The 19558-nt window shown below is 44.2% G+C and carries 15 protein-coding genes and 1 pseudogene; 10 read left to right on the top strand and 6 right to left on the bottom strand.

Annotation, left to right across the window (positions count from 1 at the left end; all coding sequences use genetic code 11):
• Position 1 precedes the first annotated feature (1 nt).
• The 4 genes from L3V23_RS18720 to L3V23_RS18705 all read right to left on the bottom strand — a co-directional run bounded on the left by L3V23_RS18720 (position 2) and on the right by L3V23_RS18705 (position 4820).
• Positions 2-856, bottom strand: coding sequence for a [formate-C-acetyltransferase]-activating enzyme (locus L3V23_RS18720; protein ID WP_237292779.1), 855 nt, complete (start codon positions 854-856; stop codon positions 2-4).
• Positions 846-3146, bottom strand: a complete 2301-nt coding sequence (locus tag L3V23_RS18715) for a formate C-acetyltransferase (RefSeq protein ID WP_237292764.1) — start codon at positions 3144-3146, stop codon at positions 846-848. Before L3V23_RS18715 ends, L3V23_RS18720 begins: the two co-directional genes overlap by 11 nt.
• Positions 3147-3337: 191 nt before the next feature.
• Positions 3338-3661 carry a PTS fructose-like transporter subunit IIB gene (locus tag L3V23_RS18710; protein ID WP_237292763.1) on the bottom strand — a complete coding sequence of 108 codons (324 nt, stop codon included), beginning with the start codon at positions 3659-3661 and terminating at the stop codon, positions 3338-3340.
• Positions 3662-3746: 85 nt separating this feature from the next.
• The gene (locus L3V23_RS18705; RefSeq protein WP_237292761.1) at positions 3747-4820 is read right to left on the bottom strand and encodes a PTS fructose transporter subunit EIIC; all 1074 of its coding nucleotides are present in this window, start codon (positions 4818-4820) and stop codon (positions 3747-3749) included.
• A gap of 439 nt (positions 4821-5259) precedes the next feature.
• Here L3V23_RS18705 and ptsP point away from each other — a divergent pair, with 439 nt between their 5' ends.
• The 10 genes and pseudogenes from ptsP to L3V23_RS18655 all read left to right on the top strand — a co-directional run bounded on the left by ptsP (position 5260) and on the right by L3V23_RS18655 (position 17342).
• The gene (gene ptsP, locus L3V23_RS18700; protein WP_237292760.1) at positions 5260-7770 is read left to right on the top strand and encodes a phosphoenolpyruvate--protein phosphotransferase; all 2511 of its coding nucleotides are present in this window, start codon (positions 5260-5262) and stop codon (positions 7768-7770) included.
• Positions 7771-7848: 78 nt separating this feature from the next.
• Positions 7849-8892: an oxidoreductase gene (locus tag L3V23_RS18695; protein WP_237292758.1), complete on the top strand. Its 1044-nt coding sequence runs from the start codon at positions 7849-7851 to the stop codon at positions 8890-8892.
• Positions 8889-9359, top strand: coding sequence for a heme-degrading domain-containing protein (locus L3V23_RS18690; RefSeq protein ID WP_237292756.1), 471 nt, complete (start codon positions 8889-8891; stop codon positions 9357-9359). The genes L3V23_RS18695 and L3V23_RS18690 overlap by 4 nt, the downstream gene beginning before the upstream one ends.
• A 2-nt stretch (positions 9360-9361) precedes the next feature.
• Positions 9362-9955 carry an SIS domain-containing protein gene (locus tag L3V23_RS18685; protein ID WP_237292754.1) on the top strand — a complete coding sequence of 198 codons (594 nt, stop codon included), beginning with the start codon at positions 9362-9364 and terminating at the stop codon, positions 9953-9955.
• Positions 9956-10139: 184 nt separating this feature from the next.
• Positions 10140-11081, top strand: a complete 942-nt coding sequence (gene pfkB, locus L3V23_RS18680) for a 1-phosphofructokinase (protein ID WP_237292752.1) — start codon at positions 10140-10142, stop codon at positions 11079-11081.
• Positions 11082-11100: 19 nt separating this feature from the next.
• Complete coding sequence (locus L3V23_RS18675; RefSeq protein ID WP_237292750.1) at positions 11101-11586, top strand: LacI family DNA-binding transcriptional regulator; 486 nt, start codon at positions 11101-11103, stop codon at positions 11584-11586.
• A 183-nt stretch (positions 11587-11769) separates the two neighbouring features.
• On the top strand, positions 11770-12861 hold the full coding sequence (locus L3V23_RS18670) for a glycerol dehydrogenase (protein ID WP_237292749.1): 1092 nt from the start codon (positions 11770-11772) through the stop codon (positions 12859-12861).
• Between the two features lie 172 nt (positions 12862-13033).
• Complete coding sequence (locus L3V23_RS18665; RefSeq protein WP_237292747.1) at positions 13034-15031, top strand: methyl-accepting chemotaxis protein; 1998 nt, start codon at positions 13034-13036, stop codon at positions 15029-15031.
• A 10-nt stretch (positions 15032-15041) separates the two neighbouring features.
• Positions 15042-16274, top strand: a complete 1233-nt coding sequence (locus L3V23_RS18660) for an ABC transporter substrate-binding protein (RefSeq protein WP_237292745.1) — start codon at positions 15042-15044, stop codon at positions 16272-16274.
• Positions 16275-16479: 205 nt separating this feature from the next.
• Positions 16480-17342: pseudogene (locus L3V23_RS18655) on the top strand (IS5 family transposase).
• 212 nt (positions 17343-17554) lie between these two features.
• Here L3V23_RS18655 and L3V23_RS18650 read toward each other — a convergent pair.
• On the bottom strand, positions 17555-18247 hold the full coding sequence (locus L3V23_RS18650) for an SDR family oxidoreductase (protein WP_237292743.1): 693 nt from the start codon (positions 18245-18247) through the stop codon (positions 17555-17557).
• A gap of 302 nt (positions 18248-18549) precedes the next feature.
• On the bottom strand, positions 18550-19470 hold the full coding sequence (locus tag L3V23_RS18645; protein ID WP_237292742.1) for an IS5 family transposase: 921 nt from the start codon (positions 19468-19470) through the stop codon (positions 18550-18552).
• Between the last annotated feature and the right edge of the window lie 88 nt (positions 19471-19558).

Raw genomic sequence — 19558 nt, 5'->3', positions numbered from 1 at the left:
ATTATCCTCCAATGATGACGTGGTAGCCTTGCGCCGCAACATGTTGACGTATACTTTCCACCTCTGATTTACTCGGAACCGGAACGTCTTCGAGTAGATACTCCATCCCCAAGGTTTGGTATTTGTTTGCGCCATATTGATGAAATGGCAGTAAATGAATTTCGTTAAGATTGAACGGGCGCAGGAAGTTGATCACCCGGTCTGTGTTAATTAGGTTCATGGTATAACCCGGGATAAGGGGCAGGCGAGGGATGACGTTCGTTCCTTGTTCTACCAATTGACGGAAGTTGTCTAAAACCAGTTCCAGATTAATCCCTATCACGGTTTTCGCCCGTTGCGGGTCCATGATTTTAAAGTCGAACAGCACTTCATCACACAACTGACCAATTTTAAGTAGCAACTTGGTGTTGCCATGTCCCGAGGTTTCAATCGCGGTTCTGAATCCCAATGCTTTTAGTTTGCAGAGTAACTCAATAGCAAACTTAGGCTGAGTTAACACCTCGCCACCTGATAAAGTAATGCCGCCATTTGAGGTGTTGAAGAACACGTCATCCTTGGTCACTTCAGCAACAACTTCATCTAAGGTCATATCTGTCCCGACTTGCTCCCACGCGCCACTTGGACACTCATCGACATCCATGGCACAGGTTTCACAATCTATGCACTTGGATTCTCCGCGCAGGTATGTGGTGCGGTGCGAACGCGACTCAGGATTAGAACACCATGGGCAGCTTAATGGGCAGCCTTTAAAGAACACAACGGTACGGATACCAGTGCCGTCGTGCAGCGAGTAGCGCTGGATGTTGAATATCCGGGCGCTGCTCGCTTGATCTTTTGGTGTTGAATTACAGCTCATGTGCGGTTCTGCGAATGATGTCATCTTGAATCTCTTTCGATAATTCAACAAAGAATGCGCTGTAGCCTGCGACACGAACGACCAGCCCTGCGTAATCTTCAGGTTTTTGCTGCGCTTTCTTCAGCGTTTCCGCATTGAGCACGTTGAACTGAACGTGTTGTAGTTTTAGCTTCATAAACGCGCGCAAGAAGTCAGACAGTTTGCTTAGTCCTGATTGGCCTTCTAGGGTTGCAGGAGTGAACTTAACGTTGAGTAGGCTACCGTTCGAAAGGAGGTAATTGTCTAGCTTGCTTACTGATTTCAGTACCGCTGTAGGGCCAAGTTGATCTTTACCCAGCATAGGTGACAGGCCACCATCTGCCAGTTGTTCTCCAGCTAAACGACCATCTGCAGTTGCGCCAACAACAGCACCTAGCGGTACGTGCGCTGAAACGGTGTAAGAGCCCGGAGTAAACTGACCACCACGCGGATTGTCATACTTCTCTACCTCTTTACAGAACAGGCGTAGAAGCTCAGAGCCTAGGTTGTCGACCTCATCAATATCGTTGCCGTACTTCTCATATTTGTTCATTAGTCGAGTACGAATCTTGTCACCTTCAGGAACATCGAAGTTGGCGTTTAGTACGTCGATAAATTCAGCAAAACTCAGACGCTGTTCTTCAAAAACGAAGCGTTTTAGTGCTTGTAGTGAGTCTGATAGGTTGGCAATACCGATACCTTGCACACCAGAGAAGTTATAGCGAGCGCCGCCGTAAGTGATGTCTTTGCCGTTCTCGATACAGTCGCTAATAAACGATGACAGTAGAGGAACTGGAGCCCAGTCACGGTGGCCAACATCACAGATGTTCGAGCCTTCGACCATTAGTTTTATGTAGTGCTTGATGTCATTGCGAATTTGCTCAACCAAGTTATCAAAGCTGATATTTGGATTGTCTTGATTGCGCTGCATGGTTAGTTCCATCACTTTGAGCAGATTGAACATAGCGATATCATGCAAGCCATAAGTCTTGCCTGGAATAGAGAGCTCAACACAACCCACTACCGAGTAATCACGCGCGTCTTCGAGTGAAACTCCACGGTTAAGGAAGGCTGGAACCACGACCTCATCGTTGAATATTTGCGGGATACCTGTGCCGAGACGAATGGTTTCCGCAGTTTTCATTAAGAAGTTGCGATCAATGAATTCGTTGACGCGAACACCCAAGTTTGGCTGTGGAAGCTGCACGCTTTGATACGCATCTAAACATAGGCTAGATAGAGTGTTAACCGCACTTTTACCCGTGTCAGTCAGTCCGCCAAGTAAGATGGTGTAACCGGTAGGGAAACCTGCGAAGAACTTAGCACTGCCGGAAGAGCGCAGAAGTACGATATCGTTGGTTTTAATCCATAGACTTTCTAATAGCTCTTTCAGGAACGCCGGAGATTCTCCAGCATCAATAGACGCTTGATAGAACGGCATCATGTATTGATCAAAGCGACCTAAAGATAGCGAGCTTGCATTAGATTCGTATTGCAGAACAATGTTCATGTACCAAAATAGCTGACACGCCTCGTAGAAACCTTGCGGTTTACTAGTAGCGATCTTCCGAGAAATATTAGCGATTTTGAACAGTTCTGCCTTGCGTTCTGCATCCTCACTCGCTTCTGCCATATTCTGCGCAAGATCGGCGTAACGGTAGATATGACGGATTGAGGCTTCTAGCAATAGCACGACAGATTGATAGAACTCATTGTCTGGGTTACTTAACGTTAGGCCCTGCATATCATCCAGTAACGAACCTAAACCGTGTTCTAGCAAGCGTTCAAAGTCGATGATGATATGGCCTTGGCCTTTATCTGTCTGGTTGACACTAAAGATTTTTTGCGCCACGGCATCTTTGACTTCGGATGGAATTTGCGCGTTGATGAAATCTTTCATTGAGCGTTCTGACCAGTAAGCCAGTAGCTCTTCACGGTAAACGGCTTTATCTTGTTCTGAGATAAAAAACTTATCTTGAGGGCGTGTAGCGAATATATCGAGCTCTTTCTCAATCCAGTAAGGGTCCATCTCTGGAGAGATAATACCTGCACGAGCTTTTACTGTGCGGTTGCCAGCAATCAACTCATCTTCGCGAATAGAAATTTCGACATTGTCGAGAACGTGTGCGGTGGCTTTTGCACGACGAATTAGCGTGTGTTCACCTTCTGTCGTTTTATGGCTTTCTGTGTAAAGTAATGCACGTTCAAGGGATATTTCACGTTGTGATTCAAACAGTGCTGACTTGAGGCGTTCAATTCTTGGGGTGCTCATTTGCTTGGCTCCTTGCATTACCAGTAATACGGTTGTTGAGCGTTTTGGTGTTTTGAACACTTATAACAAAGTTGCCGTGTGCGGATTTTTATGCGGCGGTCACTTTGGTATCACTACTCATTGGTTTTTAGGCGCTCCCCTCTAAGGAGGAGGGGAGCGATTCTATAGGTGTGATATTGCTTATTGCTGTCTTAAGCCGTTACATTTGAAAGATGAGCTTCAATCTTATCCATTACTGCTGCTGCTCTCTTAACTGCATCGCTGACACCAATACTAACCACAGTTTTGCCTTCAAAACGTTCCCTATTTTTGATGTCGATGTCTTTTGTAAGGATAACGATGTCAGCGGCTTCAATTGCTGCGGCAGTCAGCTCGTTTTCGATGCCAATTGAGCCTTGAGTTTCCACTTCACATGTCCAACCTTTGGCTTTTGCTGCTGCGTCGATCGCCTCTGCTGCCATGTACGTATGAGCTACACCTGATGGGCATGCTGTTACTGCTACGATACTAGTCATAATTTAATTCCTTAACATTAAGTTTGGGGGGCAAGGCGCCAAGTGATAGCGAGCACGCCTTGCTTATTTTGATAGGTCTTAGTGATTAACCGATTTTGATATCTAAGTCTAAGTCGTCGGACTTTTCGTTGGTTTTCTCAAGCACCGGGCGACGTGCCTTTAGAAAGTTAACCATTAGTGCTGTGACGATTGAGCCAACAGCTAGGGCAGCAATAAATCCGACGCGACCTTCAACAACTGGTAAAACAATTAGCCCACCCCAAGCTGCGTAGCTCTCTACACCGATTGTTGCCGCAGTTACTGCACCAGCCGCTGTACCGATCATGATCGATGGGATAACACGAAGTGGGTCACCTGCTGCGAATGGGATAGCCCCTTCAGTGATACCCATAGTACCCATTAGGATTGATGCACGCCCTGCTTCTTGCTCGCTCGAGTCGTACAGTTTTTTATTGATAAAGGTTGCTAACCCCATTCCGATAGAAGGAACTGCTACTGCTACTGAAGAGATACCTGCTACGTTGTAGATTCCTTCACCGACACACAAGATGACGAATGCGTAAGCGACTTTGTTGACTGGACCACCCATATCGAAAGCGATCATACAACCCATGATGATAGCGAGTACTACGATGCTTTCATTTTGCATGCTTTTTAGGAAGTCAGTTAGTGAAGCTGTTGCCGCACCAATTGGTTCACCAATACCCCATACAATAGCGCCCGCAGTGACGAAGGTACCAATTATTGGAATAACAAAGATAGGCATGATGGATCGAGCAAACGCGGGTACTTTTATCTTCTTCAAGTAGAAGACGACGATACCACCGAGTAGACCAGCGAAGATCGCCCCGAAGAAACCAGTGTTGTACATGTTAGCGCCAATAAAAGCGGCGATGGCAGAAGGTGCTAGCGCTGAACGGTCTGCGATGGAGTAGCCGATGTAAGCAGCTAGTATTGGTACCATTAATTGGAAACCAGCTACACCGATAAAGAACAGATCGTGCAACCATGTCCCATCTTCAGGAACGGCGCCTTCACCATACATCATAACTGACGTAGCAAGTAAGATACCGCCAGCCACCACAAATGGGATCATATGAGATACACCAGTCATAAGATGTCTTCTGGTGTCCTTCAAAATTGTGATTAAATCATTCATAGACCTCTCCTTGGATTGGGTCAAATAGTATTTGTAGAATCTGTTTCACGTTGGTTTAGCAGCCCGAGCTTTGAGTCTAATATAGTGAGCATTTGTGCTGTCTAGTTAGAGGATTTTTATGCTATTTACTGGATAATTGTTAGAGTGGAGGAGAAGTTTGATCTCCATCTATATTTATATCTAGATTAGGGTTAGATAGTTTTTCTATATTTATAATGTTTAAAAACAATTGGTTATGTGTTTTATTTTTGATTTAATTATCATTTAAAGTGTTCTGGTTCACAAAAATGATAGTAAATTTGATTTCGTTCACACTTAGTTCTTGGTAATACAAAAATCCAGTAATTAGTATTTTTGTCCAATAGCTGGAGTGTGATGATTTGTTATTGTTGTTACATCAACTCGGGTCTATCGCCTAGCAGTACAAGGACAATATGTAATGAAAACTTTCTCTTTCTCTTGTGAACTACCAAATGGTGTTCACGCTCGTCCAGCGAGTCATGTCGAAGCGCTTTGCAACCAATTTTCTTCTGACGTTACTTGGCAAAATAAACGCACAGGTATGAGTGGTAACGCGAAGAGCGTTCTCTCTCTTATTGGTACTGATACGCTTCTTGGTGATGAGTGCTTAATTACCATTGATGGTCAAGATGAAGAGTCTGCCATTAACCAACTTAAACAGTTCATCGTTAACGAGTTCCCACACTGTGACGCACCGTTACAAAACAATGAGAGTGCTGACGATGCTGAACTAACACCGCTACCGCGTAACTTCTCTAATATAGAAGTGGCACATGAGCGAGGCCGTGCAGTGAGTGAAGGTATTGGTCGCGGTACCCTTACTATTATGGGGGCGGTAAACTTCGATAGTCTAGACAATCTTCCACCTGCGTTAGCGTTCAGTGAAGAGCAACTGCAAATGCAAAATGGGTTGGAGTCAGTGATTAAGTCGATTTCAATTCAACTCAAAGCCGCTGAACATACCGAAGGGGAAGTTCTAAAAGCTCACCTTTCAATCGCTAAAGACGAAGAGTTTCAGCAAACCATCACAGGTAACTTGAGTGAAGGTCACAGCTGTGCAGATGCTATTATCGCGACAGCAAAACACTTTGGCGAGATGATGAAGAACTCGTCTAGCAGCTACATGCGTGAGCGTGAGTTAGACATTCGCGATGTTTGCTATCAACTACTGCAAAGCATCTATGGCGACGAGCGATTTGCTAGCCAAACTCAGCTTAATGAGCCAACAGTGTGTCTGGCTGAGGATTTAACGCCAAGTCAGTTCCTTGAGCTAGACAAATCTCTGCTTAAAGGGTTGATTCTATCTCATGGCGGTAGCACTTCGCACACTGTTATCTTGGCGCGCTCTTTCGCTATTCCAACGATTGTTGGTTTAGATGCGGCTAAGTTAAGTGAGTTTATGGGTAAGCAGGTGATTGTAGATGGTCACTTAGGTGCGGTAGTGACAGATATCACAGACCCTGTTGAGCGCTACTATGCTCAAGAGCAAAAAGTAAAAGAGATTGTGGCTACACGCCAAGCCAAATACCGTGACCTAACAGCAGCAACGGCCGATGGCAAAGTGTTAGAAGTAGCAGCGAACATTGCTCACTCAGTGGAAGCGCCACAAGCCTTTGCTCACGGGGCGGAAGCGGTAGGTCTGTTCCGTACTGAAATGCTCTATATGGACAGAACATCTGCACCAGATGAGAACGAACTGTACAACATCTTCTGTCAGGCTTGTGAAGCGGCGAATGGCAAATCTATCATTATCCGTACCATTGATATTGGTGGTGATAAGCCAGTGGATTACCTCAATATCCCGTCTGAAAACAACCCATTCTTAGGCTACAGAGCAGTTCGTATCTACCCTGAGTTTATTGAGATGTTCAAGACTCAGTTACGTGCCATATTACGTGCTTCGGCTCACGGTAACTTGAAGATTATGATTCCAATGATCTCGTCAATGGAAGAGATCCTTTGGGTGAAGGATGTATTGGCGGAAGTGCGTCAAGAACTGCGCAAAGAGGCAGTGCCTTTTGCAGAGCGCGTGCCACTGGGCATAATGCTTGAAGTTCCTTCAGTCGCTTTCATCATCGACCAGTGTTGTGAAGAAATTGATTTCTTCTCTATCGGTTCAAACGACCTGACTCAGTACCTAATGGCTGTTGACCGCGACAACGCTAAGGTTGCCAAAAACTACAACAGCTTGAACCCTGCATTCTTGCGCACCCTTGACCATGTGGTACGTGAAGTGCATCGTCATGGCAAATGGATTGGCTTGTGTGGCGAGCTAGGTGCGAAAGGCTCCGTACTGCCACTATTAGTTGGCTTAGGTTTGGATGAAATCAGTATGAGCGCGCCAAGTATTGCTGCAACTAAAGAGCGAATTTCTAAGCTTGATAGCCGTGAATGTCGCCAACTACTTAACCGCGCGATGGATTGTCGCACTGTTCAGGAAGTTGAGCATGTTCTTGCTCAGTTCCGCATGACTCAAACAGAGGCGCCTATGGTGTCGAAAGACTGCATCAGCCTTGACCGAGATCTACGTAGTAGAGAAGAAGTAATTAAGACGCTTGCTGACAACTTGTTTATTACTGGCCGCTGTCGATACCCGAATAAACTGGCTGATGACTTGTGGGCTCGTGAGGATGTCTTCTCTACTGGACTAGGCTTCGGTTTTGCTATTCCTCATACCAAGAGTGAGCATATTGAGCAGTCTGCAATTAGCGTGTGCCGTTTAGCTAAACCTATTGCTTGGGGTGATGAAGAAGCACAGTTCATCATCATGCTAACTTTGAATAAACACGCTGCTGGTGACCAGCATATGAAGATTTTCTCTAAACTGGCGCGCAAAATTATGCATGCAGACTTTAGGGAGCAGTTAATGACTGCAAGCAGTGATACTCAAGTCGAGGCGCTGTTAAAACAAGAGCTTGAGCTCGTATAAGTTCCCCCCCCACCCCCCGTTTATGCTTTTGGCTGTGGCGCTCTGCGGAATCACAGCCTTTTTTATAAGGACTATTTAATGGAAACGATTAAAGTCGGTTTAGTTGGCTTCGGTATTTCGGGGCAGTGTTTTCAAGCGCCAATTATCAGCGATTGCCCACAGTACGATCTTATTGCGGTTGTCTCTAGCAACGAAGAGAAAGTAAAAGCCCAACTTCCAAATGCAGAGGTTTATCCTAACCTCGAAACCATGCTTGAGCACGCCGACATCGAACTTGTCGTGGTCTCGACACCCAATCATTTGCATGTGCCGCAGGCTATGGCATCGCTGCAAGCAGGTAAGCATGTGGTGGTAGAAAAGCCGTTTTCCGTGTCATACCAAGAGGGTAAAGCGCTGTTAGATATTCAGGCTACCTCGGGTAAGGTGCTGACGGTTTATCAAAGCCGTCGTTTTGATGGCGACTTTATCACTATCAAAAAGCTGATTAGCGAAGGAAAGCTCGAAGGGATTCATACCTTTTATTCGAGTTACAATCGTTATCGACCAGAGGTAAAGGTTCGGTGGCGTGAACAAGACGTTCCTGGTGCGGGAATTCTCTATGATTTGGGCGCACACTTAATTGACCAATCTATCGCGCTGTTTGGCAATCCAGATGAGGTGACGGGCATACTACGTAACCAAAGGCCGGGAGCAGAGGCTGTCGACCACTTTCATTTAGTGCTCCATTATCCAGAACGTGAAGTTATTGTCCATGGCAACTGCTTGAGCACTACAGAAGGGCCAAGATTCCAGATTTACGCCAACAATGGCAGCTTGATCAAATATGGTATGGATAGCCAAGAGGACTTCCTTCGAGATAAGAAAGGGCCGAACACTCTAGGCTGGGGCCGTGAAAGCGAAGATCTTTACGGTCTGTACACCAATGAAAATGGCGTTCAGAGTAGTATTGCTACCGAACTCGGCTGTTATCAAAACTTCTATCATCAACTGGCAAATGCCATTCGCTTCGGTGAATCAGTCCCCGTTCCAGCACATGAAGCTTTGAGTGTTATTGCTGTGATAGAAGCGGCTTATTTAAGTGCTAAAGAGAAACGTCGAGTGAAATTACAGGAGCTTCTATGATTACCGATCTAAACCAACTATTGGCGCAAGAAGCTGAGTTACAGTTTACCGAGTTTGATAATCAAACAGCGTGGGAGTTGGGCAGCTTGATTAAAAATCGTGCTGAGGCGAAACAGGTTAACGTAGCTATCGAGATTGTATGTAACGGCCACCGCTTGTTTAGTTTTGCCATGCCTGACACGACTCGTGACAATCAATGCTGGATTAAGCGCAAGCGTAACGTGGTCGACCGTTATCAACATAGTTCTTGGTATATGGGCCAGTACTATAAGGCGAAAGGTAAAACCATTGACCAAGCATCCTTAGTTGATGCAAAAGAGTTTGCTCCCTACGGTGGTAGTTTTCCTTTGATTATTCGAGGCGTGGGTGTTGTTGGCTCTATCTCTGTATCTGGTCTTCCTCAGTATGAAGATCACAAGCTAGTGGTAGATACGATTTCTGACTATCTCGCAGATGAAAGGGTATAACTATGGACATATTACAAAAGGCACGTGATGTAATAGCCCAGGAAGCGGCCGCTATTGCCAGTATCGAAGTCGATGACAACTACGAGAAAGTAGTAAAGCTTATCTTAGATTGCGACAGTAAGGTAATTACCACAGGGATAGGTAAGGCAGGATTGATTGCGAAAAAGATGGCCGCCACCTTAAGTTCCACTGGTAGCCCAGCCGTGTTCCTTCATGCTGCTGAGGCAGCCCATGGCGATCTCGGCATCGTCAATAGCAATGATATCCTTATTGCCTGTTCAACCAGTGGTAAATCACGTGAGGTGATTGAGATCTTAGAGCTAGCACGTCACCTTGGTGTCAGACACATCGTTGGTATTACCTCGCATCCAGATTCAGAGCTTAGAGAACATTGTGAATATGTGCTGAATATGGGACAGCACAAAGAGGCGTGTCACCTAAACTTAGCACCGACGACCACAATTGCCGTGATGCTGGCGATTTGTGATGCGATATCAATGTCTGTTTCAGAAGCGAAAGGGTTCACCAAACAAGAGTACGGCCTTAGGCATCACGGCGGCTACTTAGGAAGAGCCTCGCGAATCAACAATAATTGATTGCGTGACATCTCAATATTAGCAAGAACGCACATTTTTCTAGTTTATCGAACATCTAACCTACATATCGCGGCGCGTTGGTTATTTAAGCTTGTTTACAAATTCATAACAACTCGTGCTTTGGGGCACTTGCTCCCTGTGGTTGAAAAAACTAACCAAGTACATTCCATATGAGGAGGTCAATTTGAATACTACGAAATGGGTTAGCGTGACTCTAAATCCTGCTATAGACCTGTCTGCGGAAGCGGACAATTTTTCGGTTAATCAAGTTAATATAGTCAAAGAGCAGCACAGCTACGCTGCTGGCAAAGGGATAAATGTCGCTAAGGTGATGTCAGATCTTGGTGCATCAGTCACTTTGACAGGGTTCCTTGGCCACAACAATCAAGAGTTATTCGATAAGATGTTTGACGCTAGTGGGCTAGATGCGCAGTTTGTTAGCGTGGATGGCACCAACCGAACCAATATCAAAGTCCACGCTCGTAACGGAGAAACAACCGACATTAATTTTGGTGGCTTTTCCGTACAGCCTAATCATATCGAACGGCTTCATCGCAAGCTTTTAGAACTTGCGTACGACCATGAAGGTTTTATTTTTGCCGGTAGCCTGCCTGAAAATATTGATGAAAACGTAGTTACAAGTTGGATGCGAGAGCTAAAACAGCTCGGAAAAAAGGTCGTTCTTGATAGCAGTAAAGCCATGCTGAAAGCCGGTGTTTCTGTTCAGCCTTGGTTGATTAAGCCCAACGAAACAGAAGCTTCTGAACTTCTTGGCCGCGCAGTAGGCTCTATCGAAGATGGCGTCACTGCCGCTCAAGAGTTAGTAAAGCTTGGCATTGATAATGTTCTTATTTCAATGGGTGAGAAAGGTGTAATTTGGGCGACTGAAACAGAAGTATTAGTTTCGACGCCTCCGACGGTTAAACCTGTCAGCACCGTTGGGGCGGGTGACTCTGTGGTCGCAGCATTCTGTTGGGCGAGTCAGTTTGACAATCCCTACAGGCAGATTGCCAGTGCGACAGCGATAGGAGCTTTGGCGGTATCTCAAGTGGGGGTTGGCGTTGCCTCAATTAATTTACTTGATGAAATGCTCAAGCAAGTTCTTGTTCAGCGGTATGTGATTTAAATGATGCATGGGGCCAGGTATGAGATTAAGTGATCTCGCTAAGTTAGCTGGTGTGTCTAAAACGACGGCGAGTTATGTATTAAGCGGCAAAGGTGACCAATATCGAATCAGTTTACCCACACAGAACAAAGTATGGGCACTAGCCGAGCAGCATAACTATCGACCTCATATTGCTGCTAGAGTGTTACGTGGAGGTCGAAGTCAACTGGTTGGCGTTGTATTACCTAATTTGCACGAGCCAAAGGCAATGAAATGTTTGGCGAGAATAGAAAAACTCTCTCGAAAACTCGGGTATCGTCTTTTCATCAGTTGTAGTGAATCCTCAGATACGTGTGCAGAAGATTTGTACCGCGATATGTTGCTGCAAGTCGATATTGCGGTCTGGATAACTCAAAATCAAAACGAGTTAGGCCTACAAACTGATGTGCAAGTGCAATACCCAAGAGCAGACAAACCGACCATCAAGTTGATGGAAGCTATTATACGTAAAAAAGAAAAACAGTAATGACGTCGCTATTTAAAGTTGCCAATCGGATAGTACTTTCCTACTAACAGATGTGTCAGAGAACATAGATTGGTGTTCAAAAATACTATTGAGTGAAGATTTGTACTATTCCCGCAGGATGACTTTGTTGTTCAAATGGAACAGAAAAAGTATTTAAATCATTATTATAAGTAGAGGTAAATTATGATTACAACGACAGTTTTTCCAGGTCGTTATGTTCAAGGTAAAGGTGCTAGAAAGCTTCTTGGTGAAGAGCTTCAACGATTTGGACAAAAAGGTATGATGATTTGTGACCCGTTTGTTTATGACAATATTTTGTCCGAGTTTGAATCCTATTTAAGTCAAGTAGAGGTTGATATTGTCTCTTTTTCTGGGGAATGTTGTGATCACGAGATTTCTCGATTAGTCGATCGCTTAACGAGCCGAGGCGGGCAGTTTGTCGCTGGCCTTGGTGGCGGCAAAACCATTGATACCGCTAAAGCAGTCGCGCACTTTGCTGAGGTTGCTGTGGCAGTTGTTCCTTCTTTAGCCGCAAGTGATGCCCCTTGTAGTGCGCTTTCGGTTATTTATACACCGCAGGGTGAATTCGATCGTTATTTGATTCTGCCGCAAAACCCTAACTTGGTTTTAGTCGATAGTGAAATCATTGCTAAAGCCCCGACTCGTTTGCTAGTGGCTGGTATGGGTGATGCTCTAGCTACTTGGTTTGAAGCAAATTCTTGTATGCAAAGCTTCGCGACTAATATGACAGGTCGCTTAGGATCGATGTCAGCATACGCGCTGGCAGAGCTTTGTTACAACACTTTGTTAGAATATGGTCATCTTGCCAAAGTATCGAATGATGAAGGGGTAGTAACCACAGCGTTGGAGCGTGTTGTTGAAGCCAATACATTGCTCAGTGGCTTAGGTTTTGAAAGTGGCGGCCTTGCAGCTTCGCACGCTATCCATAATGGTCTAACTGTACTAGAGCCAACTCACTCCTATTTACATGGTGAAAAGGTTGCGTTTGGTGTTCTTGCCTCACTATACCTAACAGGTAAAGATCCACAAACTATCGAGCAGGTTTACCAGTTCTGTGAACAAGTCGGTCTTCCAACTACGCTGGCGGACATAGGTCTTGAACAAGTAGATGATGCTGATCTAGTTCGAGTAGCACAAGCGGCATGTGCCGAAGGTGAAACCATTCATAACGAACCTAACCCAGTTGATCCAGACGCGGTGTTTGCCTCTATTAAAGCCGCAAACGCAGAAGGTTGTCGACGCAAAAGCTCTTAGTTTCAAATAGCGAACCCATACCAAATGCCAATTTTGCGTTATCAACTACAATTTAATCAATCCATTCAGAACGTGAATAAAAGAGGCTTCTTGTCGGAGTCTCGTCCTACAACAATAAGCGGAGCTAGGTGTGTTCGATTTGCCGAAGGCTCCATATAAAAGGGGGCTAAAATTGAGTTTAACTGTAATTAGTCGCACCATATTGGGCTTTAGTATCGTTGTTTCTTTGATGACACTCTTGGCGGGGATGGGCTTCTATGCCCAAAAGCAATCATCAAGTGCCTATAAAGAAACAGCAGAAACGCTAATTCCAATCATGGAGCGTAGCTACCAACTTGCCATTATCGCGCAAAACGTTAATAGAGCTGTGAGTCAACATGCTAATGCTCTCAATAATCAACAACGCAATCTGCTAGAGCAAGAGTTTGATGCCGCCGTCAAACAATATAAGGACCTGCGTTCTTCATTGAGCAGCTCTTTAGCAGATCAAGCTGAGTTCAATCGTTTGTTGGAACAAGCTGATCAAGCCTTCTCTCAAGCATTTGCTTTGGGACAACAGCAAATAAATGCTACAAATGAACTGGCGACGACACGAGATGTTTCGCGCGCCGAGATACAGAACTACACTGCAAGATGGATTACTTTCGATGATGAGAGAGATGCAGCAGTGTTACTTGCTAGCAATCTAAGTTTGGTAGAAAGCTTCGCGGTTTCAGTTATTGCCGATAGCTTAACCCTTGCACAAGCAACCCTAGGTGGCGTTAGTAACATTGAAAATTTGGATCTGCTCAATAACATTAAGCAAAAACTATCCACCAATGCGTTAAAAGCCGTTTCTCGAATAGAAAAACTTACCGATATGGCACCGAACTCAGCCGAGAAACTTAAGCCCTTTGTAGAGTTCCTTAATTTCTCGGTTAACGATGAGCGAGGCTATTTATCTCTGCAGATCAAGTTGGTCTCATTGGGTGAACAGATAAATAAAAACCTTGTTGAAATCGGTTCATTGGTCAATCGAGGTGCGAACAACCTTGATGAACTATCTCAATCTATAAACGCATTAGTGGCGAGTACTAACCAGAAAGTGGAACAAGGTGCTGACTCAAATATTCTAATGACTTCGATGTTGTTTATCGTGGCGATAGTGGTCAGTGTTTTGATCGTGTTGAGTCAAATTCAGAGTATTAAGATGCCACTGAAAAGTATCACCAATGCACTCGCTGCATTAGGCAATGGTCAGATCGATCAGCATATCGTTCTTAAGAAGAAAGATGAGTTTGGTGAGATTGCTGGTGGCATTAATCAACTAACCAATAAACTTGGTGGTGTGCTTTCCGAGCTAAAAGAGAGTTCAAATACGCTTTCTAATTCGGCTCAGGGTGCACTCGATGTAGCAACTAAATCGGAAGAGATGTTGGAAAGCCAGAAATTTCAAACTAGTTCAGTTGCTACAGCGGTTACCGAAATGGAGTCTGCGGTGTATGAAGTGGCGAGAAATGCAGAATCTTCATTGGGGCAAGTGTTAGCAATTCGCGAATTAGCATCCACAGGTAAGTCGAAGATGGATATGTCGATTAACTCGATTAACGAGCTTGATTCAGACATTAAATCGGCGGCTCAAACCATAGGTCAGATGAAGCAAGAGTCTGAAAATATTGAAGGGATTCTTGAAGTGATAACCGGTATTGCAGAGCAAACTAATCTACTCGCTCTTAATGCGGCCATTGAAGCCGCTCGCGCTGGGGAACAAGGTAGAGGCTTTGCTGTTGTTGCAGATGAAGTGCGCAATCTAGCCAGTAAAACGCAGAGCTCGACGGAAGAGATTTATCGTATGATTCAGTCACTGCAAAAGATCTCGACGTCCTCTGTAGACATTATGCAGAAAAATAGTCAAACCGCGAAAGAGGTGGTGGATAACTCTCAACATGCGGCTACTTCGTTGCTGGAAATTTCAGCTGCCATTGATTCTGTTGCGAATATGAGTGAACAAATCGCGTCTGCCGCGCAAGAGCAGTCCCATGTGTCGAAAGATATTACGGAAAATGTAGTGGCTATTTCTGACTCAGCGGACCAAATACATCAACTATCGCGGGGTAATCGACGAACCTTTGAAGACTTAATGTCGCTTTCAGACCAGCAAGCGAAAATCACAGAACAGTTCAAGATGTAGGGAAAAGACAATGAAGAAACTCACACTCACATTATGTCTATGTGCTGGATTTGTTTACGCTGACTCTTCGGTTGAAGTATTGCATGGTTGGTCATCCGGTGGTGAAGCTGCTGCTGTAGAAGTGTTAAAGAATAACCTACTTGAACAGGGCATTGAATGGAAGGACTTAAAAATCGCTGGGGCAGCAGGCGCCAACGCTCAAAATTATCTTCGTGTGCGAGCAGCCTTTGGTAATCCACCAACAGCGGTGCAAATGGGTGGAACCAAATTGACTGAATGGGCTTCTGAAGGGGTGATGGCAAACATTAACAGCGTCGCGCAACAGGGTAACTGGGATCAAATCGTCCCGCCAGCACTTCAGAAATTCTCAAAATATGAAGGTAAATGGGTCGCTTCTCCTGTCGGGGTTCACCGAACTAATTGGATATGGGCCAACAAGCAGATCTTTGATGAGCTAAATATTGCAGTTCCAAAAACGTTTAACGAGCTAATGGTTGCTGCTAGCTTAATTCAAGCATTTGGTTATATTCCGTTCGCAGGTGGCGGCCAAACTTGGCAAGAAGTGACCATTTTTGACAGTGCGGTACTAAGTGCAGGAGGCTTAAAATTTTATCGCAAAGCGTTTGGAGATTTGGATTATAACAGTTTAAATAGCGATACAATGGCTCAGGCATTTGAACAGTTAAGGCAGTATCGCGGCTATGTTGATGCTGACTACCCTGGGCGGGATTGGAACAAAGCCACAGCTATGGTGATGCGTGGTGATGCCGCGATGCAAATCATGGGTGACTGGGCTAAAGGCGAGTTCATTAACAATGGTAAAGTGCCAAACAAAGATTTCCTCTGTTTCCAATATCCAGGCACTGATGGTGCCTTTGTATTTAATTCTGACCAGTTTGGAATGTTTGATGTGTCTCAAGAGAAGAAAGGGGCGCAAGAGACCATGGCGAAAGCGGTCATGGAGCCGGGATTTCAAGCTAAGTTTAATCAAGTTAAAGGTTCTGTTCCGCCAAACTTAGAAGTTAGCGGTGATGGTTTTGATGCTTGTGCTAAGAAATCGATGGCTGATTTGAAGCAAGCAGTAAAGCAAGACTCTATGGTAGGCAGTATCGCACATGGTCATATGGTGTCGAGCGAAGTTCAAAGTGCGATTTATTTGGTCGTTGGTGAGTTCATGAACTCGAACATGAGTGCAGAAGATGCGTCTAAAGTACTCGCTGACGCTATTGCTTTTCTTAAATAGCGACTTAGGTGTATGATTCATAGAGATGGTTTCAATTTTCCTAGCTAAAGATCAAGCTTGTAATTCTGCTAGGCTTTGTTGCAGAAATCGAATCAACTAAATCAGAATCTTACGATCAGATCAGGTACATTCATTCACTGACTTTAGTTTCATGCCGAAGCCTCGCTACAAAACCACTAATTAGCGTAAGTACAATAACTCACTCATCAACCGAGGTTCACTCACGTTTTGGATTGGCGAAGAAGCGATAACTGAGTGGAAACAACCTAAACAGGGTAGGCGTGGTAGACCACGATTGTTTAGTGACTTAGCTATCACGACTGCTCTCATGGTAAAGCGCATTTTTTCCTTGCCTTTAAGGGCTTTGCAAGGCTTTATCGACTCGGTTTTTAGATTGGCAAATGTTCCATTGGTTTGTCCCCACTATACCTGCATAAGTCGCCGAGCAAAGGATGTCGAGGTTTGCTTTTAAACCTCTTCACGAGGCACTATTCAGCACCTAGCCATTGATGCAACTGGACTTAAGGTATACGGTGAATGGAAAGTGAAAAAGCATGGAACCGATGGTAAGCGCCGAGTCTGGCGTAAACTCCATCTTGCCGTTGATACCGATACTCATGAAATTATCGCAGCTGAGCTGACACTATCAGGCGTGACAGATTCGGAAGTACTCCCCAATCTACTCAAACAAACACGCCGAGTCATCAAGGTGATCTCGGGAGATGGTGTATACGATACAAGGGAGTACCACAGGGCGATTAGGGTTAAGAAAGCGATATCTCTAATCCCTCCGCGTGAAGAAGGAGCAGCCTTCTGGGAAAAGGAGCATCCACGCAATCTGTCGGTTGGCTGCCAGAAACTCTATGGGTCGAAAAAAAAGTGGAAACAGAAGTATGGTACCACAGACGTTCACTGTCTGAAATCGCTATGTGTCGCGTGAAACAGTTACTTGGCGCCTCACTCACTTTTCGTAATTACAATGCACAAGTTGGGGAGACTTACGCCTTGATCAAAGCCCTCAACAAGTTAACTGGGATAGGTATGCCCGAAACTCAGTGTGTCGTTTAAAAAGTGTACGATTTAGCTAGCATCCGCTCTTTAGCAGAGTTCTGCAACAAAGCCAACTAAAAATATAGTCCCTTAATCCAATTTAATTAGCTATAGAATATCTTTATCTTCTTCATCCCACTCCCAAGTGATGTTAAAATCACCAATGCTCATAAGGATTGATCGTACGTAGAAGAAAATTATAATGATGGCGAACAGACCTAAAATATACATTACCAAGGTAACCTCGTACCGTCATAAAGTAAAAAAGAACCAGAATCAGTATCCGTACATTTATTTATTAGTTCAATCATAGACTTTACGCTTTCATTTGGACTTATTTTAGCATTTACTCCCCCCATGTCTGTTTGAACCCATCCTGGATGAATAGCTAATGCTTTAATTTTGTCGTCAGATAAATCGATAGATAGAGTTCTAATGACTTGATTTAGAGCAGCTTTAGATGCTCGGTAACTATATCTGCCCCCTGATTGGTTGTCATCGATACTAGCCATAATCGAAGTCATTCCTACAATAGTTTTATGCTTACCAATTTTTAGGCTTTCAACTAAAGCTTGGGTAACAAGCACTGGTGAAATAGTATTCGTGATCATTACGTTCATCCATTCCATCATATTCATTGTTCCAAAGCTTTCACATCGATTACCATCTATTCCAGCATTGTGAATTAAAATGTCAATTTCTTTACCTCTAAAATAATCAGACAATTGATTAATTTGTTCTTCTTTTGTTACATCAAGTCTATATAGGGTTATATTGTCATTTCTTTCTGCAATACTAATTAAGTTTAATGAATTTTCTCGATTTCTGTAACATGCAATAACCTGACATCCTAGATTTGAATATTGGTTTACAAACTCTAAACCTAGACCTCTATTGGCACCGGTAATAAATACTGTAGGCATGAATATGTCCTATTTTAAATAACTTATTTATAGTCATAGCAACTGTTGACTTAGCTACTATTCAAATATTTCGTAAGTTATAAAAGTCAATCTGTGTTAATTTTACGATGTGATTCGTAATGTTTTTATTTTATCCATATTAATTTGGTAGTAAAATAGCATTTATAACAAAAGTGTTTATTAGTAATGGCAATAATGTCGATATTTATTCTGGCTATATTATATGAGTTATTTTTAGAGTTGTTATGGGCTTTGTTGCTGAATTCAGCTTACGAGTAGACGCTAGCTAAATTGTACATCTTTTAAACGATATACTGAGTTTCGGGCATACCTATCCCAGTTAACTTGTTGAGGGCTTTGATCATGGCGTAAGTCTCCCCAACTTGTGCATTGTAATTACGAAGAGTGAGTGATGCTCCAAGTAACTGTTTCACACGATACATAGCGGTTTCAGGCAGTGAACGTCTGTGGTAACCATACTTCTGTTTCCACTTTTTGTTTGAGCCATAGAGTTTCTGGCATCCAACCGCTAGATTGCGTGGATGCCCCTTTTTCCAGAAGGCTGCTCCCTCACGCGGAGGGGTTAGAGGTATCGCTTTCTTAACCCTAATCGCCCTATGGCATTCTCTTGTATCGTATGCGCCATCTCCCGAGAGCTCCTTGACGGCTCTATGGGTTTGTTTGAGTAGATTGGGGAGTACTTCCGCATCAGTCACGCCTGATAACGTCAGCTCAGCCGCGATAATTTCATGAGTATCAGTATCCACAGCAAGGTGGAGTTTACGCCAGACTCGACGCTTACCATCGGTTCCATGTTTTTTCACTTTCCATTCGCCCTCACCGTATACCTTGAGTCCAGTTGCATCAATGGCTAGGTGCTGAATAGTGCCTCGTGAAGGAGTTTTAAAACAAACCTCTACATTCTTAGCTCGGCGACTTATGCAAGTATAGTGGGGACAAACCAAAGGAACATTCGCCAATTTAAAAACGGAGTCGATAGAACCTTGCAGCGCCCTCAAAGGTAAGGAGAAGATACGCTTTACCATAAGAGCAGTTGTGATAGCTAGGTCACTAAACAATCGTGGTCTACCACGCTTATCCTGCTTAGATTGTGTCCACTCAGTTATCGCCTCTTCGTCAATCCAAAACGTGAGTGAACCTCTGTTGGTCAGGGAGTTATTGTACTGTTTCCAGTTAGTGGTTTTGTAGCGAGGCTTCGGCATGAAATTAAAGTCAGTGAATGAATGTCCCTGATCTGATCGTAAGGTTCTGATTTAGTTCATTCGATTTCTGCAACAAAGCCTTTAGTGT

The sequence above is a fragment of the Vibrio sp. A1-b2 genome (assembly GCF_021726015.1).
GTDB classification, from domain to species: domain Bacteria; phylum Pseudomonadota; class Gammaproteobacteria; order Enterobacterales; family Vibrionaceae; genus Vibrio; species Vibrio diazotrophicus.
Note: the sequence above shows the minus strand (reverse complement) of the source record. Positions and strands in the feature narration are given on the sequence as shown.

Excerpts from the sequence above, each read along its gene's own strand:
- L3V23_RS18720 (WP_237292779.1), bottom strand. The coding sequence starts at position 856 with ATGAGCTGTAATTCAACACCAAAAGATCAAGCGAGCAGCGCCCGGATA.
- L3V23_RS18715 (WP_237292764.1), bottom strand. The coding sequence starts at position 3,146 with ATGAGCACCCCAAGAATTGAACGCCTCAAGTCAGCACTGTTTGAATCA.
- L3V23_RS18710 (WP_237292763.1), bottom strand. The coding sequence starts at position 3,661 with ATGACTAGTATCGTAGCAGTAACAGCATGCCCATCAGGTGTAGCTCAT.
- L3V23_RS18705 (WP_237292761.1), bottom strand. The coding sequence starts at position 4,820 with ATGAATGATTTAATCACAATTTTGAAGGACACCAGAAGACATCTTATG.
- ptsP (WP_237292760.1), top strand. The coding sequence starts at position 5,260 with ATGAAAACTTTCTCTTTCTCTTGTGAACTACCAAATGGTGTTCACGCT.
- L3V23_RS18695 (WP_237292758.1), top strand. The coding sequence starts at position 7,849 with ATGGAAACGATTAAAGTCGGTTTAGTTGGCTTCGGTATTTCGGGGCAG.
- L3V23_RS18690 (WP_237292756.1), top strand. The coding sequence starts at position 8,889 with ATGATTACCGATCTAAACCAACTATTGGCGCAAGAAGCTGAGTTACAG.
- L3V23_RS18685 (WP_237292754.1), top strand. The coding sequence starts at position 9,362 with ATGGACATATTACAAAAGGCACGTGATGTAATAGCCCAGGAAGCGGCC.
- L3V23_RS18675 (WP_237292750.1), top strand. The coding sequence starts at position 11,101 with ATGAGATTAAGTGATCTCGCTAAGTTAGCTGGTGTGTCTAAAACGACG.
- L3V23_RS18670 (WP_237292749.1), top strand. The coding sequence starts at position 11,770 with ATGATTACAACGACAGTTTTTCCAGGTCGTTATGTTCAAGGTAAAGGT.
- L3V23_RS18660 (WP_237292745.1), top strand. The coding sequence starts at position 15,042 with ATGAAGAAACTCACACTCACATTATGTCTATGTGCTGGATTTGTTTAC.
- L3V23_RS18650 (WP_237292743.1), bottom strand. The coding sequence starts at position 18,247 with ATGCCTACAGTATTTATTACCGGTGCCAATAGAGGTCTAGGTTTAGAG.
- L3V23_RS18645 (WP_237292742.1), bottom strand. The coding sequence starts at position 19,470 with ATGCCGAAGCCTCGCTACAAAACCACTAACTGGAAACAGTACAATAAC.